This is a genomic window from Bacillus sp. N1(2025) (assembly GCF_053470005.1).
Genome location: NZ_JBLTJB010000002.1, coordinates 137,726 through 157,429 on the forward strand (window position 1 = coordinate 137,726; position 19,704 = coordinate 157,429).

The window sequence follows — 19,704 nt, forward strand, 5'->3', positions numbered from 1 at the left end:
ATCTGCTAATGCTAGTTGACAATTGTCACTGTATATGATAAATAGATGCTGAAAAGATTTTACATAACATCAAAGCATAATTAAAGGAGAGATCTGAAGTGCGGAAAAAAAAGTTTAAAGCAGAATCCAAGCGATTGCTGGACATGATGATTAACTCCATTTACACGCAGAAGGAAATTTTTCTCCGCGAGTTAATTTCCAACGCGAGCGATGCGATTGACAAAATCTATTACAAGGCGTTAACCGATGATTCATTAACGTTTGATCAAGACAATTACTACATAAAAGTGACGGCGGACAAAGAAGCGAGAACGCTCACCGTCAAAGACACCGGTATCGGGATGACAAAAGACGAGCTTGAACAGCATCTCGGCACGATTGCGAAAAGCGGTTCACTCGCTTTCAAGCAAGAAAATGACTCGAAAGATGGCCATGACATTATCGGCCAGTTCGGCGTCGGGTTTTATGCGGCGTTTATGGTGGCTGATAAAGTCACGGTGAAAAGTAAGGCGCTCGGCAGTGACGAGGCGTATGTATGGGAGTCGGAAGGGGCTGCCGGCTACACGATCGCGCCGTGTGACAAGGAAACCGTCGGTACGGAAATCACCTTGAAAATAAAAGAAAACACAGAAGATGAAAGCTATGATGAGTTTTTAGAAAACTACCGCATCAAAGCGATCGTGAAAAAGTACTCTGATTTTATCCGCTACCCGATCAAAATGGAAGAGACGGTCAACAAGCCGAAAGAGGGCAGCGAGAACGAATTTGAAGAAGTTCAGGAAGAACAGACGGTCAACAGCATGGTGCCGATCTGGAGAAAAAACAAAAGCGAGCTGACGGATGAGGATTACGAGGCTTTTTACGCCGAGAAGCATTACGGTTTTGATAAACCGCTGACCCATGTGCATATCAGCGTCGATGGAGCGGTGCGCTACAATTCGATTTTGTTTATTCCGGAAAACATGCCGTTTGACTATTATACGAAGGAATTCGAAAAAGGATTGGAGCTGTACTCCAACGGCGTGCTGATCATGAACAAATGCGCCGACCTGCTGCCGGATCATTTCAGCTTTGTAAAAGGCATGGTGGATTCTGAGGATCTGTCGCTGAACATTTCCAGAGAGATGCTGCAGCACGACCGCCAGCTGAAGCTGATTGCGAAAAACATCAATAAAAAAATCAAAGCCGAGCTGAAGAGCCTGCTGAAGAACAAAAGGGAAAAATACGAATCTTTCTATGAATCTTTCGGCAGACAGCTGAAATTCGGTGTCTATAATGATTTCGGCGCGAATAAAGACGTATTAAAAGATCTGCTTCTCTTCTATTCATCTAAGGAGAAAAAGCTCGTCACTCTGGACGAATATGTGTCCAGAATGCCTGAGGATCAAAAATATATCTATTACGCGTCCGGCGATTCATATGAGCGGATTGAAAAGCTGCCGCAAACTGAAATGGTGGCGGACAAAGGCTACGAGATTTTATATTTCACGGAAGATATTGATGAATTCGCGATCAAAATGCTGACAAGCTATGAGGAAAAAGAGTTCAAATCCGTATCCAGCGCCGACTTAGGCATCGACAGTGACGAAGATGAAAAGCAGACTGAAGCCGAAGAGAACGAATATAAAGACCTGTTCGAAAGCATGAAAGAGATTCTTGCGGATAAAGTAAAGAACGTCAGAGCATCGAAACGTTTAAAATCCCATCCGGTCTGCTTTGCGACAGACGGCGAAGTGACGATCGAAATGGAAAAAGTGTTGAACGCCATGCCTGACAGCCAGCAGGTCAAAGCGGAAAAAGTGCTGGAAATCAACCCGAATCACGAAGTGTTTGAGACGTTAAAGAACGCTCACGGACAAGATCGGGAAAAGCTTGCATTATACACAAACCTTCTCTACAATCAGGCGCTTCTGATTGAAGGGCTGCCGATCCATGATCCGGTCGAGTTTACGAATGACATCTGCAAAGTCATGGTATGACGCTAAAAAGGAATCGCCCGGCGGGGGCGATTCCTTTTTTTATTACAATGTGCGCTGTTTAAGAATTTGATTTTGTTTGCTGCGCTTCTTTAAGGAGAACCGTTTTTTCAAGTGCGTTTCGATTTCTTCTAAACTTCTGCCCTTCGTTTCGGGAACGATGTAAGCGGCGAAGAAGAAGGATGAGAGGCAAATGACTGAGAATATTCCGAATACCCAGCCGATGCCCATGGCGCTCAGCATAAGCGGGAATACCAGTGAAACGATCAGGTTGGTTGCCGACAGAATCAATGTCGTAAATCCGGTTGCGGCTCCGCGTGCGTTTGACGGGAACAGCTCCGGCATCAGGACCCACACAACGGGACCCCATGTCGCCTGATAGAAAACGATATAGATGCCGAGAAACAGCACGGTCAGCCATGCCGTTGAAGCTGACAGGCCGGCCAGAAGGAGAATGGCTGATAGTGACGCCAGGCTCAAGGTAATGCCGACACTTCCCCACATCAGCAGTTTTTTCCGGCCGATCCGGTCAATTAAGATCATGGCGGTGATACACATGATGACGTTTAAGACACCGATGCCCATCGTGCCGAGAACGGACGCCGAAGTGCCGAGTCCTGCCTTTGTAAAGATGGTCGGCGCATAGTAAATCACCGTGTTGATACCGACCGCCTGCTGGAAGATGGCGAGGCCGATCCCGATCAGCAGCATAGGGCGGATCCATTTTGCTTTCAGCAAGCCGAGCGTAGATTCTTTTTTCTCGGCTTCTCCTTGTTTCATTTCCGCCAATTCAACAGCGATATCCTCTTTGTCGTGGGTCATTTCCATGACTTGTCTGGCTTCCTGCTCACGGCCGCGTTTGACGAGCCATCTCGGAGATTCCGGCATAAACGCGATTCCGATTAATAAAAGCGCCGCCGGTACTGCCGCGAGACCGACCATCCAGCGCCAAGCTTCAAACGGGGTGAATATGTAATTCACAATATATGCGAGTAAAATTCCGGTTACAATCATTAAGTTATTCAATGTGCCGAGCGTTCCGCGTATTTTTGTTGGCGCCATCTCAGATAGATAAACGGGAACCAGTGCCGTTGAGCCGCCGACGGCTAACCCGAGAATGACACGGGAGATAATCAGCATGGTGACGGTTTGCGAAGCCGCACACGCAAGCGCGCCGATAATAAAAATGAGTGAAAGGACGAAAACCACTTTTCTCCGGCCCCATCGGTCAGAGCATGTCCCGCTTAAGGCGGACCCGAAAATCGCACCGAGCAGCAGCATGCTGACGACCAATCCCTCGGTCAGCGTGTTTAAAGGAATATCATTGTTAATAAATAACAAAGCCCCTGAAATCACACCGGTGTCATAGCCGTAAAGCAGCCCGCCTAATGCTCCGAAAAAGTAAATCAGGTATTTTTTGGTGTTTTTCTTCACAGATGATCCTCCTCATCTTTTGGAACGCATAATAGTTTATTTAGATAACTATTTCATTCCCCGAAGAGAAAAATATAAACATAAAAAAACACGCCCCTTTTAAAAGGCGTGTTTTTTTTCTTAGGAAAACAGCTTGTCGATAAACGCGATTTCTTCAGCAGATAGCGTAATGGAGGCTGCTTTCATGTTGTCTTTTAATTGATCCGCGCGTTTGGCGCCCGGAATCAGGATATCGATTTCAGGTCTCGCCAAGTACCAGGCAAGCACGATATGCGCCGTATCGGCATTGTGCTTTTCGGCAATCGGTTTGAGCTGGTTGACTTTTTTGATGTTTTCTTTAAACTGCTCCCCTTGGAAATGCGCCTGGTCATTGCGCAGGTCGCCTTCAGGGAAGGTTGTGTTCTGGTCGTATTTGCCGGCAAGCAGTCCGGATACGAGCGGGAAGTACGGAATGAATGAGATGCCGTGTTCTGTCGTATAAGGGAAGAAAGTCTTTTCCGCCTCACGGTTCAGCAGGTTGTATTCTCCTTGAATCACGTCGACTAAGCCGTCTTTATTGGCTTCTTTCAGCTGCTCCAAAGAGAAATTGGATACGCCGATGGAACGGATTTTTCCTTCTTTTTTCAGCTCATTCAATGCTTGAACGGCTTCGTCCTTCGGCGTGTGCTCATCCGGGAAATGGATGTAGAATAAATCGATGTAATCAGTCTGCAGGCGTTTCAGGCTGTCTTCGACCGATTGTTTCAAAAAGGCCGGTGAATTGTCGAAAACAAAGTCATCGCCTTCTTTTCTGTGAGCGGCTTTTGTGGCGATGAAGACATCCTCGCGGTTGCATTCTTTCAGCACCTCGCCGATTAATTCTTCAGAACGGCCCACACCGTAAATATAGGCGGTATCTAACATGGTAACGCCGCTTTTAATCGCTTCCCGAACCAATTCTTTTCCCGTTTCTTCATTCAGATTCGGATAGAGATTGTGTCCGCCGACCGCATTTGTTCCCAAACCGATCGGAAATACCTTTAGGTCAGTTTTGCCGATTGTTACTTTGCTCATGTTTTCGCCCCCTGAAAAAATTGGATATCATAGCGACTGCCGGAAAAATACGGCAGCGTTCTCTATTAACTATAACGCTATGCCAAGTGAATGTCGATTTGATGCTCTTGGCAATACTTCGTATATTCCTCATCCAGCTGCTGAGAAGTGACGATGCTGTGAAGCCGGTCGAAAGGCGCGTATGTCAAAAGCGTGGATTTGCCGAATTTGGAATGATCCGCGAGCAGATACACTTCGTTCGCCTTTTCGGAAATTCTCTTTTTCACCTCGTATTCCAGTAAGTCGGAATTCGTCAGGCCGTGGGTGATCGTTGTCCCGGTAGCGGACATGAACGCCTTGTTAATGTTGTATTTATTGAGTGTGCTCGGATCATCAATGCCGACAAACGACCTTGTCTTCCGTTTGTAGTTATTGCCGATGATGATCAGGTCGATATTTTTCATGGATGAAGCCGCGTTAATAATATCAAGGCTGTTCGTCAAAACCGTTACATTCTTATCGGGATCAAGTGTCTCCAGCATCGATTTGGTCGTCGTGCCGGAATCAATAAATACAAGATCGTGATCCTCGATAAACCGTGACGCATAGCGGGCGATTTTGATTTTTTCATCCTGATGTTGAATGGTGCGGTTCTCAAAAGGGACGAGCACAGATTTTTCGGCTGATGTCACGCCGCCGTACACCTTTTTGATAACCCCTTTTTCCGCAAGCTTATTAATATCGCGTCTGACCGTGTTTTTAGAGACGTTGAATACCTCGCACAGCTCATCCAGAGAAGTGGCTCCGTGTTTGAGAATGTATTCTTCCATCTCCTGAATCCGCATCAGTTTCATAAAAAAACTCCTTCTAGAATTCTTAAAGTAATTAAAATATATAATAAACACCAGAAGTTAATCAATAGTTACTTAACAAATGATAAAAAAGAGGGTTCACACCGTACGATTCGACACGGTTCTCCAAGTTCCTGTTTTCCCGATCAAAAAAAGTATGATAAAAATAATGAAAAAATTTTGATTTTTTAGATTGACTTGAAGATGTGTTGGGCTTACAATGTAACCAAGAAATGACCAAAATATAACCTGTAAAATCAAAAGTGAAAGATGTAACCGTTTGCTTTTCCCGGTACATGACCAACTTTTACATGGGAAGATTGGGAGTCACCATCATTTTAGCATTTGTAAGCGTTTAATTCATGTCTTTTATATGTAAAAGATGAATATATTCATCCGTTATTATCCAGCTGAACAGGATGTTTACTATTTAAGGAGGCAATGAGAATGGCAGAGATCAGAAAACTGAAAAACTACATCAATGGTGAATGGGTTGAAAGTAAGACAGATCAATATGAAGACGTTGTCAATCCGGCTACAAAAGAAGTGATGTGCCAGGTTCCGATTTCTACGCGGGAGGATGTGGAATACGCCGTCCGCTCAGCGTCAGAGGCGTTTCAAACATGGTCAAAGACGGCAGTGCCGCGCCGTGCGAGAATTCTATTTAACTATCAGCAGCTTCTCCAGCAGAACAAAGAAGAGCTTGCCCGTCTGATCACTTTGGAAAACGGTAAAAACACGACGGAAGCACTCGGTGAAGTGGGGCGCGGAATTGAAAACGTCGAATTCGCAGCGGGCGCGCCGTCACTCATGATGGGCGATTCACTCGCCTCCATCGCGACGGATGTAGAGGCGGCGAACTACCGCTATCCGATCGGGGTGGTCGGCGGTATCGCACCGTTCAACTTCCCGATGATGGTTCCGTGCTGGATGTTCCCGATGGCGATTTCATTAGGAAACACGTTCATTCTGAAGCCGTCTGAGCGCACGCCGCTGTTAACGGAAAAACTGGCAGAGCTGTTTGAACAGGCCGGTCTGCCGAAGGGCGTCTTCAATGTCGTGCACGGCGCGCATGACGTCGTAAACGGCGTTCTTGAACATCCGGATATTAAAGCCATCTCATTCGTCGGTTCAAAACCTGTCGGCGAGTATGTTTTCAAAAAAGGCAGCGAACATTTGAAACGCGTGCAGGCGTTAACGGGCGCGAAAAACCATACGATCGTGTTAAATGACGCCCACCTTGAAGATACGGTGACAAACATTATCGGCGCGGCATTCGGTTCGGCAGGAGAGCGTTGCATGGCATGCGCGGTTGTGACGGTTGAAGAGGGAATCGCCGATGAGTTTATGGCGAAACTACAGGAAAAAGCAGCGGACATCAAGATCGGAAACGGACTGGATGACGGCGTATTCTTGGGCCCGGTCATCCGCGAGGACAACAAAAAACGCACGAACAGCTATATTGAAAAAGGCATCGAAGAAGGAGCGAGACTTCTTTGTGACGGGCGTGAAAACGCAACGGAAGACGGCTATTTCGTCGGACCGACGATTTTTGACAACGTGACGACGGATATGACGATCTGGAAAGATGAAATCTTTGCGCCCGTTCTGTCGGTCATCCGCGTGAAGAACTTAAAAGAAGCGGTGGACATCGCCAACCAGTCTGAATTTGCGAACGGCGCGTGTCTGTTCACTTCAAATGCGAACGCGATCCGCTACTTCCGTGAAAATATTGACGCGGGGATGCTCGGCATCAACCTTGGCGTGCCGGCGCCGATGGCATTCTTCCCGTTCTCAGGCTGGAAGTCTTCTTTCTTCGGCACATTGCACGCAAACGGAAAAGACAGCGTCGACTTCTATACACGTAAAAAAGTCGTGACGGCACGATACCCGTCTCCTGACTTCAATTGATCTGACAGCCGGCCCGGACGGCTTCGAGATTCCGTCCGGGTTTTCTTTTACCATCAATTAAGGAGGAATAAACATGAGTCATTTGCTGCGCAAACCGCAGGCCGATGAGATTTCTCAAGGTGTGAACATCATACATGACGTCACTTCAGCCAATTCAGACCTCAAATACGTCGGATTTAAAGTCGTTGACCTCACTCCCGGTTCCGCATATACAGAAGATTTGAAAAAGACGGAGTGCTGCATCGTTGCGGTAACGGGAAAAATCACCGTCACTGATTATGATCAGACATTTGAAAGCATCGGCACCCGTGAAAGCGTATTTGAAAGAAAACCGACGGACAGCGTTTATGTGTCCAATGACCGCTCTTTTGGAATCACAGCCGTCAGCGGGGCGAGGGTCGCGCTGTGCTATTCTCCGTCCGAACACCAGCTTCCGACAAAGCTGATTAAAGCGGAAGACAACGGTGTGGAACATCGCGGCAAGCTGGCAAACAAACGAACCGTTCATAATATTCTCCCCGATTCAGATCCATCGGCAAACAGCCTTCTCGTTGTTGAAGTTTACACGGACAGCGGCAACTGGTCGAGCTACCCGCCTCATAAACATGACCAAGACAATCTGCCGGCTGAATCCTTTTTAGAAGAAACCTATTACCATGAAACGGACCCGCCGCAGGGGTTTGTCTTCCAGCGTGTGTACACGGACGACCGCTCGATTGACGAGACGATGACCGCAGAAAATGAAAACGTTGTCATCGTGCCGGCGGGCTATCACCCGGTTGGTGTTCCGGACGGGTATACCTCTTACTACCTGAATGTAATGGCGGGACCGACACGAAAATGGAAGTTTCATAATGATCCGGCCCATGAATGGATCCTGGAACGCTAACAAGTGAGGAGTGGCAGATAACGATGAAATATACATTTAATGAAGAAAAAGAGTTTGATATTGTCGCGATCGGGCGCGCGTGTATTGATTTGAACGCTGCGGAATACAACCGGCCGATGGAAGAAACGATGACGTTTTCTAAATATGTCGGCGGCTCCCCGGCAAATATTGCGATCGGCAGCGCCAAGCTCGGATTAAAAGCCGGTTTTATCGGCAAAATCCCGGATGATCAGCACGGCAGATTCATCGTTTCTTATATGCAGGGAAAGGGCGTTGATACGTCACAAATGACCGTTGACAGAGAAGGGCGCAAAGCCGGGCTCGCTTTTACGGAAATTCTCAGTCCCGAAGAGTGCAGCATTCTGATGTACCGGGATGACGTGGCGGATTTGTATCTTGAGCCGTCCGAAGTCAATGAAGGCTACATCGCAAACGCGAAAATGCTGCTGGTGTCAGGCACGGCGCTTGCAAAAAGCCCGTCGCGCGAAGCCGTCTTAAAAGCGGTGCATATCGCAAAAAAACATGACGTAAAAGTCGTGTTTGAGCTCGACTACCGTCCGTATACATGGCAATCGGCAGAAGAAACAGCCGTGTACTACACGCTGGTGGCGGAACAATCCGATATCGTCATCGGTACGCGTGATGAATTTGACGTAATGGAAAACCGCAGCGGCGGAGATAACGATGAAACCGTCCGCCATTTGTTTGCGCACTCTGCTGACCTTGTCGTCATTAAGCACGGCGTTGACGGATCATACGCATACAGCAGATCGGGAGAAGTTTTCCGGGCGCACGCCTATAAAACAAAGGTGCTGAAGACCTTCGGTGCGGGTGATTCCTATGCGTCAGCCTTCATCTACGGACTTGTCAGCGGCCGGGATATTGAAACGGCTTTAAAATACGGGAGCGCTTCCGCTTCCATCGTCGTCAGCAAACACAGCTCCTCAGAGGCAATGCCGGCTGCCGGTGAAATCATCGAACTGATTGAAGCGCAGCACAGTCTTAACGGTAAATAGAACGTATAAAAGGTGGGATCGTTTGTGGGTAAGACAATTCGCTTAACGACAGCACAAGCGCTGATTAAATTCTTGAACCGGCAGTACATTCATGTTGACGGAAAAGAAGAGCCGTTCGTTGAGGGCATCTTCACGATTTTCGGCCACGGAAATGTGTTGGGGATCGGGCAGGCGCTTGAGCAGGACGCCGGGCACCTGAAAGTCTATCAAGGCAAAAACGAACAAGGCATGGCGCATGCCGCGATGGCATACAGCAAGCAGATGCTGAGAAGAAAAATTTACGCGGTATCGACATCAGTCGGTCCGGGTGCCGCTAACTTGACGGCTGCCGCGGGTACGGCGCTGGCCAATAATATCCCGGTGCTGCTGCTTCCGGCCGATACCTTTGCGACGAGGCAGCCTGACCCGGTGCTTCAGCAGGTGGAGCAGGAATACAGTGCCGCCGTCACGACAAACGATGCGTTAAAGCCCGTGTCCCGCTATTGGGACCGCATCACCCGCCCCGAGCAGCTGATGAGCAGCTTAATCCGGGCATTTGAAGTGATGACAGATCCGGCAAAAGCGGGCCCGGCGACAATCTGCATTTCTCAGGATGTAGAGGGAGAAGCATTTGATTTTGATGAAAGCTTCTTTGAAAAACGCGTTCATTACATTGACCGGATGCAGCCGAGCGAGCGTGAACTGAAAGGCGCCGCGGAAAAAATTAAGGAGAGCAGCCGTCCCGTCATTTTAGTGGGCGGAGGCGCGAAGTACTCCGGCGCGCGTGAGGAATTAATCGCGCTTTCTGAAACATACGGCATTCCGCTTGTCGAAACGCAGGCCGGCAAGTCAACGGTTGAAGCCGATTTCGCCAACAATCTGGGCGGCATGGGCATCACGGGCACACTCGCCGCAAACAAAGCCGCCCGCCAGGCTGATCTGATCATCGGTGTCGGCACACGGTACACGGACTTTGCGACATCCTCGAAAACGGCGTTTGATTTTGACAAAGCAAAATTTTTGAATATCAATGTCAGCCGCATGCAGGCTTACAAGCTTGACGCGTTTCAGGTCGTAGCCGATGCGAAAGTCACGCTCGGCAGGCTGTACGGCTTATTAGACGGATATAAAAGTGCATTCGGCACGGCGATTAAAGATTGGAAAGATGAATGGCTGGCTGAACGGGACCGGCTCGGCAAGGTCACTTTTACACGTGACGCGTTCGAACCGGAAATTAAGAACCATTTCTCACAGGATGTGTTAAACGAGTATGCCGACGCGCTCGAGACTGAGCTGCCGCAAACAACGGCGCTGTTGACCATCAATGACACGATTCCTGAAGACAGCGTCGTCATCAGTTCGGCGGGATCTCTTCCGGGAGATTTGCAGCGGCTGTGGCATTCCAACGTCCCGAATACGTACCACCTCGAGTACGGCTATTCCTGCATGGGGTATGAGGTATCGGGCACGCTCGGCCTCAAGCTGGCCCATCCCGACAAAGAAGTCTATTCACTCGTCGGCGACGGAAGCTTTCTGATGCTGCACTCAGAGCTGATTACCGCGCTTCAATATAACAAAAAAATCAATGTCCTGCTTTTTGACAACTCGGGATTCGGCTGTATCAACAACCTGCAGATGGATCACGGGAGCGGCAGTTATTTCTGCGAGTTCCGAACAGAGGACAATCAGATTTTAAACGTTGATTACGCGAAGGTGGCAGAGGGCTACGGCGCTAAAACATACAGAGCCAATACGGTTGAAGAACTGAAAGCGGCGCTTGAAGATGCGAAAACGCAAGACGTATCCACTTTAATTGAAATGAAGGTTCTGCCGAAAACGATGACGGACGGCTATGACAGCTGGTGGCATGTCGGCGTGGCGGAAGTGTCGGAGCAGGAAAGTGTTCAGCGGGCATACGAAGCGAAAGAGATGAAGCTGAAGTCTGCGAAGCAGTACTAGAGGGGAGGCATCACGATGGGCAAACAAGATATTCTGTGGGGCATCGCTCCCATTGGGTGGCGCAATGACGATATGCCGGAAATCGGAGCCGGGAATACGCTGCAGCATTTGTTAAGCGATATTGTTGTCGCCGGCTTTCAAGGTACGGAAGTGGGAGGGTTTTTCCCTGAACCCGCCGTCCTGAATAAGGAGCTGGCTCTCCGGAACTTGCGGATTGCGGGGAAATGGTTCAGCAGCTTTATCATTCAAGACGGTATTGAAAAAACGGCTGAACAATTTACAGAACACTGTGATTATTTGCAGAAAGTCGGAGCGGATGTCGCCACCGTTTCTGAACAGACGTACAGTGTTCAAGGCTTGGACATTGATGTATTTAAGAAAAAACCGCACTTCTCAGATGAAGAATGGGATACGCTGTGCCAAGGCTTGAACCGTCTCGGGAAAATCGCTGACGAATACGGGCTGGACATGGTTTTTCATCATCATCTCGGCACAGGCGTCCAGACGGCGGAAGAAGTTGACCGGCTGATGGATGGAACGGACCCGCGGTATGTCCATTTACTTTATGATACCGGCCATGCCTATATCTCGGACGGAGACTATATGACGATTCTCAACAAGCATATGGATCGGATCAGACACGTTCATTTCAAGGACGCGCGGTTTGACATTATGGAGCGGTGCAGACAGGAAGGCAAGTCATTCAGGCAGTCGTTTTTACAGGGCATTTTTACGGTTCCCGGAGACGGATGCATCGATTTTACCGAAGTGTACCGATCGCTCGTCCGTCATGATTATTCAGGCTGGATCGTCATCGAAGCCGAACAAGACCCGGCAGTCGCCAATCCGCTTGAGTACGCGCTGATTGCGAGAAAGTACATCGACAGTGAACTGCTTGATCCTGCAAATTAGAGGGGGACTTATATGAATAATGCCAAGGCGGAATCAGCTTTCAGCAAAAGGACCATCGCCGCAGCGTTAGCCAATTACATTGATGCAGGTTCCATCGTGGCAGGATCAGCGGGTTTATCTATGTGGGTCAGCTACTTGAAGCTGTCCGACAGTCAGATCGGATTGCTCGGCGCCTTCAGCGCAAATGCGATATCAGCGGCCATCGGAGCGCTGCTCGGCGGGTATTTGGCCGATAAGGTCGGCCGAAAAGCTGTATACACAAACAGTATGCTCGTCTACGCCTTAGGAATTTGTTTGGTTTTGTTTGGATTCAACTTTCCCATGCTGTTATGCGGATACATGATTATCGGGATTTCTGTAGGCGCGGATATTACGGCTTCATGGACCATTATCGCGGAAAACGCCCCTGAGAAAAACCGGGCGAGGCATTGCGGAGTGGCGCAGGTGGCGTGGGCCGCAGGAGCCGTTGTGGTTCTGCTGTTATCCGTTTTGGTCGGTGACCTCGGGCTTTTAGGAAATAAAATTGTCTTTGCGCATCTATTGGTGATCGCCCTTATCACATATGTGATAAGAAAGCGTTTACCTGAGTCGGATGCCTGGAAAAACAGTGAAGAGCGGCCTGCCGCCGTGAAAAAAACATCTTATTTTGACCTGCTTCAGCCGAAATTTTTCAAGAACATTTTGTTTTTAATGGGTGTGTTTCTCGTATGGAATCTCGCCGCGGGCGTCATGGGATTCTTCATGCCGTACATCTACCAGCAGGTCGGCGGCGTATCCGCAAATACGGCCAACATTCTGCAGATGGCCCTGTTTATCTTCACCGGGCTCGGCGTCGCCTGTATCTTCATGCCTTTTGCAGATAAATATCGGAAAACGGTGTTCGGAATCTGTGCCTTTATGGCCGTTGTCGGCTGGTCGCTGTTTTTACTGCCGTTTCAGGGGCTCCCGATGCTGCTTTTGTTTGTTTTAGCGATCGGCATCAATAACGGAGCCGGCCAGCAGGCGAACTACCAGCTGTGGGCAAGCGAGCTGTTCCCGACAGAATACAGAGCGTCAGCACAAGGGCTCATGTTCTTTCTCGTCCGTATTTCAATCGGCATTTGGAGTTTATTTGTGCCGGTCATCATGTCACAATTCGGCATCGGTTTTATGGCCGGTATTCTGCTCATATGTGTGACGGCCAGTATGATCATCGGGCTTGTCTTCGCGCCGAATACGTCCGGCAAGTCGCTTGAACAGATACAGGAGGAACTGTACGGCGCTCCTCAGGACGGCAGCGAGAAAAGAAAGACGAGAACCATTATTTGATTATCAGAAGGAGTGGCGATCAATGAATTTACGTATAGGTGTTATCGGAACCGGTGCTATCGGAAAAGAGCACATCAACCGCATCACAAATAAGCTGTCCGGAGCGGAAATTACCGCTGTCACAGATGTGAATCAGGAGGCCGCGCAGCAGACCGTTCAGGATTTCAATTTGAACGCCTCCGTTTATCCTGATGACGACAGCCTCCTCGCTGCTGAAAATGTGGATGCCGTCTTAGTGACAAGCTGGGGCCCGGCTCACGAGTCCAGCGTTTTGAAAGCGATTCAGCACGGCAAGCACGTGTTTTGTGAAAAGCCGCTTGCGACAACGGCAGAAGGCTGTATGCGCATTGTCGAGGAAGAAATGAAGACGGGAAAACGATTGGTGCAGGTAGGTTTTATGCGCAGATATGACAGCGGTTACGTTCAGCTGAAAGAAGCGATCGATAACCGCGTGGTCGGCGAGCCGCTGATGATTCACTGTGCGCACCGTAACCCGACAGTCGCATCGAATTATTCAACGGACATGGCCGTCGTCGATACGCTCGTTCATGAAATTGATGTCCTCCACTGGCTCGTCAATGACGACTATGAATCCGTACAGGTCATCTATCCGAAGAAATCAAAAAATGCGCTGCCGCATCTGAAAGATCCGCAGATGGTCATCATTGAAACAAAAGGCGGCATCGTCATCAATGCCGAAATCTACGTGAACTGTAAATACGGCTATGACATTCAATGTGAGATCGTCGGGGAAGACGGCGTCATCAAGCTTCCGGAACCGTCAAGCATCAGTTTGAGAAAAGAAGGGAAATTCAGCACCGATATCCTGATGGATTGGCAGCGCCGATTTGTGGCTGCGTATGATGTGGAAATTCAAGACTTCATTGATTCGATCCGGAAAAAAGGCGAAGTCAGCGGTCCGACGGCATGGGACGGTTATATTGCCGCAGTGACAACTGACGCGTGCGTAAAAGCTCAGGAATCCGGGCAGAAAGAGCCTGTGGCGCTGCAAGAGAAACCGGCATTCTACCAATCATTTACGACTGTGAACAAATAATAGATCGGGAGTGAAAGAAATGAAACTGGCCTTAGATCCATCCATGTACCGCGATGATTTAACGTTAGAAGAAATGGTCTATAAAACGGCGGAACTCGGATACGAATATATCGAACTGTCCCCGCGCGAGGATTTTTGTCCTTTCTACAAATATCCGAAAGTCGATTCAGCAAAAATCAAACAATTGAAGCGCCTTTTAAAGGATACAGGTGTGAAGCTGTCCTCTCTTCTTCCGCTTTACCACTGGGCGGGTCCTGATGAAGACCGCCGACAGGCCGCCGTGCGCAACTGGAAACGGGCGATCGAAATTGCGGTTGAACTTGAAGTGGATTTGATGAACAGTGAATTCAGCGGTTCAAAATATGATCCTTTGACAAGTGAAGAAAAATTTATCAAATCCATGGATGAACTGCTGCCCGTTTTTGAAAAAGAAGGCGTTAAACTCAATCTTCAGGCTCACCCATACGATTTTATCGAAACGCACAAAGGCGCGATGGATATGATCCGCGCGCTTGACAAGGATTGGATCAATCTTGTCTACTCGACTGCGCATACGTTCTTCTATGATGACGGAAAAGGCGATATTGCGACCATGTTTGATGAAGCCGGCGACCGCCTTACACATGTTTTATTTGCAGATACTTTTAATCATAAAGCGGCGCACGGCCTGCGCTACATCGTCAACCCGCCTGATGCGAAAGTAACGGTTCACCAACATTTGGACATCGGGCAAGGCGAGGTCGATTTTGAGACGATTTTCAGAAAGATGAGAGAGATGAAATTCGACGGAATTGCGACGAACGCCGTTTTTGCTTGGGTCGGCGAAAGAGCGGATGAATCAAGCCGGACCACGCTTAAGAAATTAAAGGAAGAACTGGGTATGGCATAAGCTGAGTACGGAGTTCGGCGGAGCGGGGCAAAAAAGCCCTCCAGCCGGACTCCCTTCATATCGAAAACGCGGATGGGAGAGGCTGACATGAAACTTTGCTTTAATGAAGCGACTACGCTGGAGAATTCAAACCTGAAACAGGATTTAGAACTGTGCGAAAAGCACGGCTATGATTATATTGAAATCCGCACAATGGATAAGCTGCCGGAATACTTAAAAGACCATTCACTGGCCGATCTGGCGGAATATTTTCGAACCCATCACATTAAACCGCTTGCCCTGAACGCACTGGTTTTCTTCAACAACCGTGATGAGAAGGGCTATAGGGAGATCATTTCGGAATTCAAAAGCATGATGGAAACCTGCAGGACGCTCGGCGTGAAATACGTAGTGGCCGTGCCGCTTGTGACAGAGCGGAAAATCTTGAAAGAAGAGATCAAAAAGAGCAGCGCAGAGGTGCTGACTGAGCTTTCGGACATCGCGGAGCCGTACGGCGTAAACATTGCCCTTGAATTTGTCGGACACCCGCAATGTACGGTCAATACATTTGAACAGGCGTATGACATCGTGAACGCTGTCGGCCGCGATAATGTCGGACTGGTGTTTGACAGTTTCCATTTCCACGCGATGGGCTCCAATATTGAGAGCTTGAAGCAGGCGGACGGAAAGAAAATTTTCATCTATCATATCGACGATACAGAGGACTTCCCGATCGGCTTTTTAACGGATGAAGACCGCGTCTGGCCTGGACAGGGTGCGATTGACTTAGACGCCCATCTGTCAGCGTTAAAAGAAATCGGATTCAATGATGTTATCTCCGTAGAGCTGTTCAGACCTGAATATTATAAGCTGACTGCGGAGGAAACGATCAAAACGGCAAAGGAAACAACGGAAGCCGTCGTATCAAAATACTTCATGAAGGAGGCGTGAGCATGGCTTTTGTCACCATGAAACATCTTCTTGCAGAAGCGAAACGGGAGCATTATGCAGTCGGCCAATTTAATATCAACGGCCTCCAATGGACGAAGGCGATTCTGCAAGCCGCGCAAAAGGAGCAATCGCCGGTCATCGCCGCGGCTTCCGATCGTCTGGTCGACTATTTAGGCGGATTTAAAACGATTTCCGCCATGGTCGGCGCGTTAATGGAGGAAATGGCGATTACCGTTCCCGTTGTGCTCCATCTTGATCACGGAAGCAGTGCGGAACGCTGCAGACAGGCCATTGACGCCGGATTCAGCTCAGTGATGATTGACGGCTCCCATCATCCGATTGATGAGAACATCGCGATGACAAAAGAAGTCGCCGATTATGCCGCAAAACACGGCGTGTCAGTAGAAGCAGAAGTCGGCACGGTCGGCGGCATGGAAGACGGGCTGGTCGGCGGGGTCCGCTATGCCGATATCGCCGAATGTGAGCGGATCGTCAAAGAAACCAATATCGACGCGCTGGCCGCCGCCCTCGGCTCCGTCCACGGCAAATATCAAGGTGAACCGAATCTCGGATTTAAGGAAATGGAGGAAATCTCCCGCATGACTGATATTCCTCTCGTTCTTCACGGAGCATCCGGGATTCCGCAGGATCAGGTCAAAAAAGCCATCACGCTCGGCCACGCGAAAATCAATATCAACACGGAATGTATGGTAGCCTGGACAGACGAAACACGCCGCATGTTTCAGGAAAACGGCGATCTGTACGAACCGCGCGGCTACATGACACCCGGCATTGAAGCCGTGGAAGAGACAGTGCGAAGCAAAATGAGAGAGTTCGGATCAGCCGGTAAAGCCGTAAAACAGCAGGTCGGCTGATGAAAAAGCACTCACAACATCGTGAGTGCTTTCGTATTTCCGTTTATTTCCTTCTTGCGTTTCACCAAAGTATCACAATCAAATCAACCTGTTCAACCTTTACAGGCCCTTTCAATCCAAGCGAATTGTATACAGCTTGCCCCCTCGTTTACTATAGTTATGAAAACTAGAATTCGTTATTATCCTTTTCTTTATCGATGATGTCGGTAACTTTCTTTTTTGTTGAAATAATCTATAAGACATAAGTTTATACCGCATATACCCTACGTAAGGTCTCGTTTAGTAAAACTTCTTATTCCGTAAACCAGGAGACCGAGACACGTTATTACCATAATTGAGTAAAACAGGAAATTTGATTGAATCGGTGATTCATCTTCGGGTGACATTGCTAACATAGGCTGTGTCCATGGATATACTTGACCTAATGGTGTACTGGCAATAATAATGGCCGGTAATATAAAAACAATGCTAACAGCGAGTGGTATGCCAAATGTTTTAGACCTGATTGAAACAATAAGCTGCAATAAAATTAATGGTAAACAAGCTAAGATCCCTCTAATTCCATAACCTAGAATTGTAAGTAAAGGAAGACTCCCGCTTATGCCTAACATATAACCGAATCCAATAAATAAGAGGATTAAAATGGACATACTAATGAATATCATGCGGACCACTGTTAGAAACTTTCCCAGAAAGATATCTGAGTGTTTGACTGGTAAGGCTAGAAGCTGTTTCCAACCGCCTCCTGCATGTTCCCCCCTGCAAACAAGGGCGGCGAAAATTCCCACTACGATAGGCAATACAAAAGGGCCCATAAATAAGGCAACTTGTGTCCAAGCCTCTACCCAGGGATTGTCTCCGGGATTCATAAAAAGGTTATAGTTTTTAATAAAGTTAGTGTATGCCAGGGATACACCTAACAAAGGCCCTAATAAGTAGATGATCCATAACTTTGATCGCTTAAGCTTTAAACGTTCTACAAATAAAATGTTTTTCAAGTATTTCGCCTCCTTTTTACAAAGCATCCCGTTTAGCAAAATGAATAGAGCCTAGAAATAATATAATTATCCCTAAGAAAAGGCTAATGCAAAGGTAAGATGAAAGATCTGGGTTATATCCTATACCTTCATACTGCAGAATGACTGTCGAAGATTGACTAGGATAAGCCAGCGGAAACCATCTCGTTGATTGAGCAGCTGCCAAAAACAAACCCATTATAGATGATACTGATCCTACAAGAATTGAGAATGCTTGGTTGCTAAACACCATAGATAACCATATCTGGAATGCCATTATAGGCAGTACTGTAACTAACATGCTGTAACTATCTCCAAACAAAAGTCCCCAAGGTACACTACCTTCGAATCCTACCAGTTTGCCCAGCAGTACCATGCCGAGCAAGAAGATTGTTGACGAAATAAATAAACTGACTACTAAGCAAATAAATTTACTTACATAAATTCGCATTCTAGATACAGGAAAAGAAAGGGTTTGCTTCCATCCGTTTGCTTGATGCTCTATATTTGCTATTATTGACGCAGAAAGTGTGGCGGCTAATGGAAAACCCAGACCAAATAACAAACTGTTATCATACAGTAAATACATCCACATTGATCCAGCATGGAACATTTCAGCTTGTTTTTCCACGTATTCAGATCGATAAGTAAGATTTACCAACTCATATGCTATAATGAGTAAGGGAACCAATAAGACTACAATCAATAACGACGAACGTTTCAGTTTTAATTGATCTGCCCATAATAACTTTTTCATAGACTTCCCTCTGTACCGGTTAATTCTAAAAAAATATCCTCAAGTGATCGTGTCTTTTCTTCAAGTCGAAATACAGACAGCCCTGAATGAAGAAGTATGGAATTGATTTCTGAAACGAATTCCGGTTCTGTTTGAGACAGCCACAAATCATTTTTTTGTAAATCAACCTTTAATCCTTTCCTGTTTAATATTGTTTTTGCTTCGATTACGTCACTAACACCGACTTTTAATAGTGGTTTTCGTTTTTGATGTAAACTTGCAATCGAGTCCTGAAAAATCATTTTTCCATTGTTGATAATTCCCACTTGAGTAGCCATTTGATCTATTTCACTCAATAAGTGGCTGGATACAATAACACTCATTCCCGATTTAGGCAATTCTTTAATTAGCTCTCTTATTTCTTGGATACCGGATGGATCTAAACCATTTGTCGGTTCATCCAGAATTAATAAATCAGGACTGCTTAACAGGGCAACTGCAATTCCCAAACGTTGTTTCATTCCAAGGGAATACTCCTTAGTCAGTCGATTTGCTACTTTAGATAACCTTACAGTTTCCAATACTTCATTGACCCGTTGTTCCGGAAGTCCTCGTAACCTCCTAACAGCTTCTAAGTTTTCGTAACCTGTTAAATTACCATAATAAGTTGGAGATTCTACCAGTGACCCGATTCTTTGCAATATCTGCAAACGATTCTTGTTTAGGTTTTGGCCAAAGATTTCGATGTTTCCTTTTGTTGGTTTAATTAAACCTAATAACATTCGGATGGTTGTTGTTTTACCAGCACCATTCGGTCCAAGAAAACCATAAATTTCGCCACGCCTAATCCTTAAGTTTAATCCATCAACAGAAGTAAGCTTTTTATACTTTTTAGTCAGATCGTGTGTTACCACTATTTGATCATTCATTTGTC

17 protein-coding genes are annotated in these 19,704 nt (G+C 47.3%); 11 read left to right on the forward strand and 6 right to left on the reverse strand.

The window, feature by feature from the left end; all coding sequences use genetic code 11:
* The first annotated feature begins 98 nt into the window (after positions 1-98).
* Positions 99-1,979 (forward strand): molecular chaperone HtpG, encoded by a 1,881-nt coding sequence (gene htpG / locus ACNFN4_RS05575; RefSeq protein WP_017418536.1) that lies wholly within the window; start codon positions 99-101, stop codon positions 1,977-1,979.
* Positions 1,980-2,021: 42 nt separating this feature from the next.
* Here htpG and ACNFN4_RS05580 read toward each other — a convergent pair whose 3' ends face one another.
* The 3 genes from ACNFN4_RS05580 to ACNFN4_RS05590 form a co-directional block, all read right to left on the reverse strand.
* The gene (locus tag ACNFN4_RS05580; RefSeq protein ID WP_007407844.1) at positions 2,022-3,410 is read right to left on the reverse strand and encodes a sugar porter family MFS transporter; all 1,389 of its coding nucleotides are present in this window, start codon (positions 3,408-3,410) and stop codon (positions 2,022-2,024) included.
* Between the two features lie 120 nt (positions 3,411-3,530).
* Positions 3,531-4,463 carry an aldo/keto reductase gene (locus ACNFN4_RS05585; protein ID WP_448200050.1) on the reverse strand — a complete coding sequence of 311 codons (933 nt, stop codon included), beginning with the start codon at positions 4,461-4,463 and terminating at the stop codon, positions 3,531-3,533.
* Between the two features lie 77 nt (positions 4,464-4,540).
* Positions 4,541-5,296 (reverse strand): DeoR/GlpR family DNA-binding transcription regulator, encoded by a 756-nt coding sequence (locus ACNFN4_RS05590; RefSeq protein WP_007614879.1) that lies wholly within the window; start codon positions 5,294-5,296, stop codon positions 4,541-4,543.
* A gap of 444 nt (positions 5,297-5,740) precedes the next feature.
* Here ACNFN4_RS05590 and iolA point away from each other — a divergent pair, with 444 nt between their 5' ends.
* From iolA to iolJ, 10 genes are all read left to right on the forward strand, one after another.
* Entirely contained in the window at positions 5,741-7,204 is a 1,464-nt protein-coding gene (gene iolA / locus ACNFN4_RS05595) for a methylmalonate-semialdehyde dehydrogenase (RefSeq protein ID WP_448200051.1), read from the forward strand.
* 73 nt (positions 7,205-7,277) lie between these two features.
* Positions 7,278-8,093, forward strand: coding sequence for a 5-deoxy-glucuronate isomerase (iolB, locus tag ACNFN4_RS05600; protein ID WP_014419294.1), 816 nt, complete (start codon positions 7,278-7,280; stop codon positions 8,091-8,093).
* Between the two features lie 23 nt (positions 8,094-8,116).
* Positions 8,117-9,109: a 5-dehydro-2-deoxygluconokinase gene (gene iolC / locus ACNFN4_RS05605; RefSeq protein WP_017418539.1), complete on the forward strand. Its 993-nt coding sequence runs from the start codon at positions 8,117-8,119 to the stop codon at positions 9,107-9,109.
* 24 nt (positions 9,110-9,133) lie between these two features.
* The gene (iolD, locus tag ACNFN4_RS05610; protein ID WP_191389373.1) at positions 9,134-11,047 is read left to right on the forward strand and encodes a 3D-(3,5/4)-trihydroxycyclohexane-1,2-dione acylhydrolase (decyclizing); all 1,914 of its coding nucleotides are present in this window, start codon (positions 9,134-9,136) and stop codon (positions 11,045-11,047) included.
* Positions 11,048-11,062: 15 nt separating this feature from the next.
* Positions 11,063-11,959 (forward strand): myo-inosose-2 dehydratase, encoded by an 897-nt coding sequence (iolE, locus tag ACNFN4_RS05615; protein WP_014419291.1) that lies wholly within the window; start codon positions 11,063-11,065, stop codon positions 11,957-11,959.
* 12 nt (positions 11,960-11,971) lie between these two features.
* Positions 11,972-13,267, forward strand: a complete 1,296-nt coding sequence (locus ACNFN4_RS05620; protein WP_205161014.1) for an MFS transporter — start codon at positions 11,972-11,974, stop codon at positions 13,265-13,267.
* A 22-nt stretch (positions 13,268-13,289) separates the two neighbouring features.
* Entirely contained in the window at positions 13,290-14,324 is a 1,035-nt protein-coding gene (locus tag ACNFN4_RS05625; RefSeq protein WP_022554004.1) for a Gfo/Idh/MocA family protein, read from the forward strand.
* Positions 14,325-14,343: 19 nt separating this feature from the next.
* Complete coding sequence (locus ACNFN4_RS05630) at positions 14,344-15,213, forward strand: sugar phosphate isomerase/epimerase family protein (RefSeq protein ID WP_007407833.1); 870 nt, start codon at positions 14,344-14,346, stop codon at positions 15,211-15,213.
* A gap of 87 nt (positions 15,214-15,300) precedes the next feature.
* Positions 15,301-16,143: a 2-keto-myo-inositol isomerase gene (iolI, locus tag ACNFN4_RS05635; RefSeq protein WP_191389371.1), complete on the forward strand. Its 843-nt coding sequence runs from the start codon at positions 15,301-15,303 to the stop codon at positions 16,141-16,143.
* Between the two features lie 2 nt (positions 16,144-16,145).
* Positions 16,146-17,018 carry a 6-phospho-5-dehydro-2-deoxy-D-gluconate aldolase gene (iolJ, locus tag ACNFN4_RS05640; RefSeq protein ID WP_014419287.1) on the forward strand — a complete coding sequence of 291 codons (873 nt, stop codon included), beginning with the start codon at positions 16,146-16,148 and terminating at the stop codon, positions 17,016-17,018.
* 263 nt (positions 17,019-17,281) lie between these two features.
* Here the strand turns inward: iolJ and ACNFN4_RS05645 are convergent, their stop codons facing one another.
* The 3 genes from ACNFN4_RS05645 to ACNFN4_RS05655 are packed head-to-tail and all read right to left on the reverse strand — an operon-like array spanning position 17,282 to position 19,699.
* Positions 17,282-18,016, reverse strand: a complete 735-nt coding sequence (locus ACNFN4_RS05645; RefSeq protein WP_448200052.1) for an ABC transporter permease — start codon at positions 18,014-18,016, stop codon at positions 17,282-17,284.
* 16 nt (positions 18,017-18,032) lie between these two features.
* On the reverse strand, positions 18,033-18,791 hold the full coding sequence (locus ACNFN4_RS05650) for an ABC transporter permease (protein WP_007614844.1): 759 nt from the start codon (positions 18,789-18,791) through the stop codon (positions 18,033-18,035).
* On the reverse strand, positions 18,788-19,699 hold the full coding sequence (locus ACNFN4_RS05655) for an ABC transporter ATP-binding protein (protein WP_448200053.1): 912 nt from the start codon (positions 19,697-19,699) through the stop codon (positions 18,788-18,790). Before ACNFN4_RS05655 ends, ACNFN4_RS05650 begins: the two co-directional genes overlap by 4 nt.
* Between the last annotated feature and the right edge of the window lie 5 nt (positions 19,700-19,704).